General features: G+C 73.7%; 6 protein-coding genes and 1 pseudogene. 3 read left to right on the forward strand and 4 right to left on the reverse strand.

Going from position 1 to position 6,396, the window contains the following annotated elements; genetic code table 11:
- Positions 1 to 29 precede the first annotated feature (29 nt).
- The 3 genes from OZN99_RS22810 to OZN99_RS22820 all read left to right on the forward strand — a co-directional run bounded on the left by OZN99_RS22810 (position 30) and on the right by OZN99_RS22820 (position 2,511).
- The gene (locus tag OZN99_RS22810) at positions 30 to 986 is read left to right on the forward strand and encodes a tripartite tricarboxylate transporter substrate binding protein (RefSeq protein ID WP_270937556.1); all 957 of its coding nucleotides are present in this window, start codon (positions 30 to 32) and stop codon (positions 984 to 986) included.
- Positions 987 to 1,105: 119 nt separating this feature from the next.
- A complete protein-coding gene (locus tag OZN99_RS22815; RefSeq protein ID WP_270937557.1) occupies positions 1,106 to 1,801 on the forward strand; it encodes a tyrosine-protein phosphatase in 696 nt (231 codons plus the stop codon).
- Positions 1,798 to 2,511: a hypothetical protein gene (locus OZN99_RS22820; protein WP_270937558.1), complete on the forward strand. Its 714-nt coding sequence runs from the start codon at positions 1,798 to 1,800 to the stop codon at positions 2,509 to 2,511. Before OZN99_RS22815 ends, OZN99_RS22820 begins: the two co-directional genes overlap by 4 nt.
- A gap of 30 nt (positions 2,512 to 2,541) precedes the next feature.
- Here OZN99_RS22820 and OZN99_RS22825 read toward each other — a convergent pair whose 3' ends face one another.
- From OZN99_RS22825 to OZN99_RS22840, 4 genes and pseudogenes are all read right to left on the reverse strand, one after another.
- A complete protein-coding gene (locus OZN99_RS22825) occupies positions 2,542 to 3,573 on the reverse strand; it encodes an amino acid ABC transporter substrate-binding protein (RefSeq protein WP_270937559.1) in 1,032 nt (343 codons plus the stop codon).
- A gap of 67 nt (positions 3,574 to 3,640) precedes the next feature.
- Positions 3,641 to 4,297, reverse strand: a complete 657-nt coding sequence (locus OZN99_RS22830) for a CatB-related O-acetyltransferase (protein WP_270937560.1) — start codon at positions 4,295 to 4,297, stop codon at positions 3,641 to 3,643.
- Positions 4,294 to 6,048, reverse strand: a complete 1,755-nt coding sequence (locus OZN99_RS22835; protein ID WP_270937561.1) for an ABC transporter ATP-binding protein — start codon at positions 6,046 to 6,048, stop codon at positions 4,294 to 4,296. The genes OZN99_RS22830 and OZN99_RS22835 overlap by 4 nt, the downstream gene beginning before the upstream one ends.
- A 122-nt stretch (positions 6,049 to 6,170) precedes the next feature.
- Positions 6,171 to 6,396: pseudogene (locus OZN99_RS22840) on the reverse strand (hypothetical protein); the annotation flags it as partial.

The following is a 6,396-nucleotide window of genomic DNA, read 5'->3' on the forward strand; positions in this document are numbered from 1 at the left end:
CCGCACCGCGCCGCCAGGAGCCAGGCCGCATGAGCCCGGCCGGACGCCGCGCGATTCTGGCGGGCGCCGCCGGCCTGCTTGCCGCCCCGGCCCTGGCGCAGGCCACGCCGCTCCGCATCGTCGTGCCCTCCGCCCCCGGCGGCCCGGCCGACGTGGTGGCGCGGATGCTGGCGGAGACGCTACGCCTCGGCCGGCCCGTGGTGGTGGAGAACCGCACCGGTGCGGGGCTGGTGGCAGGGACGGAAGTGGTCGCGCGCGCCGCGCCGGACGGCAACACGCTGCTGGTCACCACCATCGGGCATGCGGTGAACCCCGCGATGGGCCGCCTGCCCTACGACACCGAGCGCGACTTCGCGCCGGTCGCGCATCTCGCCAACACGGCGCTGGTGCTGCTGGTGAACAACGGCTTCCCCGCGACCGACCTGCCCGGCTTCCTGGCCGCGCTGCGCGCGCGGCCGGGCGGCTACGCCTATGGCTCGGCGGGCAACGGCACGGCGATCCACATCGCCGTCGAACTGCTGAAGCATCAGGCCGGCGTGCAGGCGCTGCACGTGCCCTATCGCGGCACGGCGCCCGCCATGGCCGACCTGATCGCCGGGCACATCCAGTTCATGATGGACGTGGTCGTCACCGGCGCCCCGCATGTCCAGCGCGGCTCGGTGCGCGCCATCGCGGTGACCACGCGCGACCGCGCCGCCCTGCTGCCGGAGGTGCCGACCTTCGCCGAGCAGGGCATGCCGGAGTTCGAGGCCTATACCTGGAACGTCCTGCTGGCCCCGGCGCAGACGCCGGCGCCCGTCATCGCGCAGCTCAACGCCGCGGTGAACGACGCGCTCCGCGCGCCGGAGCTGTCGGGCCGCATGCGGGCGCTCGGCTACGATCCGGTGCTGGGCTCGACCCCCGAGGGCACCGGCCGATTCATGGCGGCGGAGGCCGCCAAATGGGGCGGCATCGTGCGGGCGGCGGGCATACGGGCTGCGGATTGACGGGTGGCCCGGCGGGGACGGTTGCCCCGCCGGGCGTCCCGCTGCTCCGGGTCCAGGGTGTTGTGCCCCGGGCCGGGCGGGGGCGAGGCCGCGCCGCCCGTCCGCTTTCCTGTCTGGCCATGGCGGCACGCCCCGGCCATATCGGCGCCGTGCCTGACCTCTCCACGCCTGCCGGCCGCCGCGGCGCCTGGCTCAACAGCCTGCTCGTGGACCACGCTTTGCTGCGCCTGTCCTGGCGCAACTGGGGGGTGGTGGAGCCCGGCCGGCTCTACCGCTCGAACCATCCGCTGCCCTGGCAGCTGGCGCAGGCGAAGCGCCGGCACGGGCTGCGCAGCGTGATCAACCTGCGCGGCCACCGGCAGCAATGCGGCTCCGACGCGCTGGGCCGGGCGCGCGCCGGCGAACTCGGGCTGATCCACGCCGACGCCCCCTTCGAGAGCCGCGGCGCGCCCCACAAGGACCGGATCCTGCGCCTGGCCGGCCTGTTCGCCGAGCTGCCGGAGCCGCTGCTCATCCACTGCAAGTCCGGCGCCGACCGCACCGGGCTGGTCGCCGGCATCTGGCTGCTGCTGCAGGGCCGCCCGGTGGCCGCTGCGCTGGACCAGCTGCACTGGCGCTTCGGCCATGTCTCGGCCAGCCGCACCGGCATCCTGGACGCCTTCTTCCTGGAATACGGTGCCTTCCAGGCGCGGCACGGCGCCAAGCCCTTCCTGGACTGGCTGCGCGAGGACTACGACGAGGGCGCGCTGCGCGCGCGCTTCCGCAGCAAGGCCTGGGCCGACCGGCTGGTGGACGGGGTGCTGCGGCGCGAATGAGCGGCGCGGCCGACTACGACAGCCTGGTGCAGGCGCATGAGGCGACGCGCGACGGCATCCCCTTCCTGCACCTCCGCCGCCCCGGCGAGGCAGCGCAGGCGCTGCTGGTCACGCTCGCCACCCACAACAACGGACATCGCTACGCCAGCCTTGAGTCGGCGAACCGCCTGGCCGCCTTCGACCTGCTCTGCCTGCGGGACCCGGATAACAGCTTCTACCTGCAGGATGACGGCGGCGCACGGTTCGACGGCGTGGTCGCCGCGGCGCTGGACGGCTACGATCCGGCGCGCGTGGTGTTCTTCGGCTCCTCCATGGCGGGCTATGCCGCGCTGCGCTGGGCGCTGCGCCACGACGCCAACGCCGTGGTCAGCAACCCGCAGGTGAACCTCGACGAGTCCGCGCGCCTGGCGTGGCCCGAGCTGCGGCGGAACATCCTGCACATCCCGCGCCGCGAGAACCTGGACGACCTGGAACACGGCGCCCGGCGCTGCGCCATCACCTGCCTGCACGGGCGCCACCCCATGGACCTCGAGAACATGCGGCGCCTCGCCACGCTGTGCCTGCGCACGCCCGGGATCAGCCTGACGCTGGAGCACCGGCCCGAGGAGCGGCACGCCTACCTGATCGCGGGCTTCGCGCATTTCCGCCAGCTGGTGCAGGACACGCTGCGCATCCGCCAGCGCCTGCCGCTGCCGCAGGCGCCGCGATAGCCGGGCCGCGACAGCGCGGCCCGGCGCCCCTCAGCGGAGCGGCAGCGCGTAGATCAGCCCGCCATTGGTCCAGAGCTGGTTCGGCCCACGCGGCAGGTTCACCGCGGTCTGCGGGCCGAAATGCCGGTCGTACAGCTCGCCGTAGTTGCCGATCGCGCGCACCGCGTTGAACGCCCAGGCCGGGTCCAGCTTCAGCGACTGGCCGAGCTCCGGCGTCACACCCAGCAGCCGGCGCGTGTTGGGGTTCACGCTGGTCCGCCGCATCTCCTCGGCATTGGCGCGGTTCACACCCTGCTCCTCGGCCTCGATCACGGCATAGGTGTACCAGCGCACCAGGTCGAACCACTCGTCGTCGCCGCGGCGGAGATAGGCGCCGTAGGGCTCCTTCGAGAAACGCTCCGGCAGGATCGTCCATTCCGCCGGCCGCGGCATGGAGGAGCGCACGCCCGCGAGCTGCGAGGCATCGGTGCCGAAGGCATCGCAGCGCCCGGCCTGCAACGCGTCGCTGGCCTGGTCGGTGCGCTCGTACAGCACGGGACGGAAGGGCACGTTGATGCTGCGGAAGTAGTCCGCCGTCACCTGCTCGTTCGTGGTGCCCTGGATCAGGCAGATGGTGGCGTCGCGCAGCTCCGCCACGCGCTGCACGCCGAGATTGGCACGCACCATGAAGCCGTGCCCGTCGTAGAAATAGGTCACCGCATGGCGCAGGCCGAGCGTGGTGTCGCGCAGCATGGTCTGGGTGGAGGTGCGGAACAGCACGTCGATCTCGCCCGACCCCAGCGCGGTGAAGCGCGTGGAGGACGACAGGGGAACGAAGCGGACGCGGCCGGGATCGTTGAAGATCGCGGCCGCCAGCCCGCGGCAGAGATCCACATCCATGCCCTGCCAGGTGCCGCGGCTGTCGGGCAGCGCGAAGCCGGCGACGCCGGTGTGGATGCCGCAGACCAGCTGGCCGCGCGCGCGGATCGCATCGAGCGTCGGGCCGGCCTCGGCCGGCGCGGCGTGGAAGATGGCGGCGCATGCGGCGACGGCCGCGGCCGCGAGGCCTCGTCCCCAGGACATGATGCTGTTTCCCTGTTTGCAGTGCGCCGATGCTCCCGCGCGGGGGCGCGGCGAGTCAACCTCGCGATCACCCCGCGGCGAAGCGCTCCAGCTCCGCCACGCCGCCCTGCACCAGCAGAGGCACCGCCGCCGCGATGCGCTCCAGCGGCCAGTCCCACCAGCCCAGCGCGACCAGCCGCGCCGCCTCCGCCTCGTCGAAGCGCCGCCGCACCACCCGCGCGGGATTGCCTGCGACCACCGCATAGTCGGGCACGTCCTGCGTCACCACCGCGCGCGCCGCCACCACGGCGCCGTGGCCGATGCGCACCCCCGGCATCACCAGCGCCTCCATCCCGATCCAGACATCATGTCCCACCACCGTGTCGCCCATGCGGGGGAAGGGGTAGGCGTCGAGATCGAGCGCCGCGGCGAAGGCGCCGCCCAGGATCGCGAAGGGGAAGGTGGAGACGCCGGACATGGCGTGCATCGCATCCGGCATGACGAAGCGCGCGCCGGTCGCGATCGCGCAGAAGCTGCCGATCTCCAGCCGCGCGCCACTGATCCCGAAGTTGTACAGCACGTTGCGCGCCAGGAAATCCGTCGCGTGCTCCGGGTCGTCATAGTAGCTGAAGCGCCCCGCCGAGACGTTGGTCACCTGGTCCTGCGCGGCGATCAGCGGCCGCAGCTGCACCAACCGCGGTGCATCCGGGATCGGGTGCAGGATGTCGGGATCGGGCAGGGTCATGGCGCGAAGGCCTGGGTCCGCACCAGCCGCGCATAGAGCCCGTCCCGCGCCACCAGCTCGGCATGGGTGCCCTGCTCCACCGCGCGGCCGGCCTCCATCGCGATGATCAGGTCGGCGTCCCGCACCGTGGAGAGGCGATGCGCGATGACGAGCGTGGTGCGGCCGGCGCGCAGCCGCGCGATGGCTTCCTGCACCAGCGCCTCGTTCTCCGCGTCCAGCGCGCTCGTCGCCTCGTCCAGCAGCAGCACGCGCGGGTTGCGCAGGAGCGCGCGGGCCAGTGCGACGCGCTGCCGCTGCCCGCCCGACAGCCGCGACCCGCCGGTGCCGAGGACCGTACCGTAGCCCTCCGGCAGCGCGGCCAGGAAATCGTGCGCCGCCGCCGCGCGCGCCGCCGCCTCGACCTCGTCCCGCGATGCGCCGGGGCGGCCGCAGGCGATGTTGGCAAAGGCGGTGTCGTCGAAGATCACCGCATCCTGCCCGACATAGGCGATGGCATCGCGCAGCGAGGCGAGCGTCACGCCGCGCAGTTCCGCCCCGTCCAGCGTGATGCGCCCCGCCGTCGCGTCATACAGCCGCGGAACCAGCGCCAGCGCAGTGGACTTCCCCGCGCCGGAGGGCCCGACCAGCGCCACGGTCCGCCCGGGCTCCGCGACGAAGGACAGGCCGGCCAGCGCCGCATCCGGCACGCCCTCGTAGGTGAAGCCGACCTCCTCGAACACCACGCGCCCGCGGCCTTCCGGCAGGGGGCGGGCATCCGGCGCGTCGGCGATGCGCGGCGCCTCGTCCACCGTCGCGAAGACCCGCGACAGGCCGGCCAGGCCCTCCTGCAGCGCGGCGTTGAGCGAGCCGAGCGAGCGCACCGGCCGCGCGGCGATCAGCAGCGCCGCGACGAAGCCGGTGAAGTCGCCGATCGTGCCCAGCCCCTCGGAGACGCGCCAGCCGACGAAGCCCAGCACGCCCGCCACCGCCAGCCCGCCCAGCGCCTCCAGCACGGGATCGACGCGGGCGCGGGTGCGGGCGATGGCGTAGGTGCTCTCCCGCAGGCGGGCGAAGGCGGCCTCGGCGCGGGCCTGCTCGGCCGCTTCCAACCGATAGGCGCGCACCACGCGGGCGGCGCCGAAGCTCTCCGCCAGCATCGCCGCCGTCTCGCCCACGCGGTCCTGCATGCCGGCCGAGGCGCGGCGCACGCGCTTGCCGATCGCCAGAATCGGCCAGACCGCCACGGGGTAGAGCAGCCCCGCCAGCAGCGCCATCTTCCAGTCCATCCACAGCATCGAGCCGACCAGGCCGATGACGGTGAACACGTCCGCCACGCCGTTCAGCGACTTCGACAGAGCCTCCCGGATCAGCCCGGCATCGGTGGTGAAGCGCGCCGCGTGGCGGGCCGGCGCCTCGCGCGCCACCTGCGCCAGGTCGGCGCGGCTCAGCGCGGCGAACAGCCGGCGCTGCAGACCCTCGATCACCCGCAGCACCACGGATTGCGTCGCCACCGCCTGGCCGAACTGCGCGATCGCCTTGCCGGAGGTGACGGCGATGATGATGGGCGGCAGCAGCCAGACCACGCTGGGGTCGCCGGCAGTGAAGCGGTTGAAGGCCTGCTGGATGATGATGGGGTAGAGCGCGGTGGTGCCCGCCACCAGCAGGGTGCAGACCACTGCCAGCGCCAGCCAGCGCGGATGGTGGCGGACATGCTCCCGCCACAGCCGCCGGACGAGCGGGAGGGAGGCGGCGTCGAAGGCAGGGCGGGCCATGCCCGTCTCATAGGCCCTCCCCCGCCGGCGCGGGAGGGTTGGGGCGGGCCTTCGCAGTGTCGCTTGCCTTCTGCGCCCGGATCGGTTAGTTCTTGTTTTGTTCCGACAACCCGGCGTGCCTGTCAGGTGGCGGCCGGGGACTGCGGGGCGGCGGGCCCGTCCGCCGCCCCGGCTTCTTCCAGCCGGCGCCGCGCCTCGGTCAGGCACGCCTCACGGTCCGCCGCAGCACCACCGTCCAGCCACCAGCGCCGCAGCGCCGCCAGCAGCGTGCCAACCGCCGGCCCCGGCGGCAGCCCGAGCGCCAGCAGATCGCGCCCCAGCAACGGGAAGGCCGGCACCTCCGCCCGC

This window comes from Falsiroseomonas oryzae, from assembly GCF_027856955.1.
Taxonomy (GTDB): domain Bacteria; phylum Pseudomonadota; class Alphaproteobacteria; order Acetobacterales; family Acetobacteraceae; genus Falsiroseomonas; species Falsiroseomonas oryzae.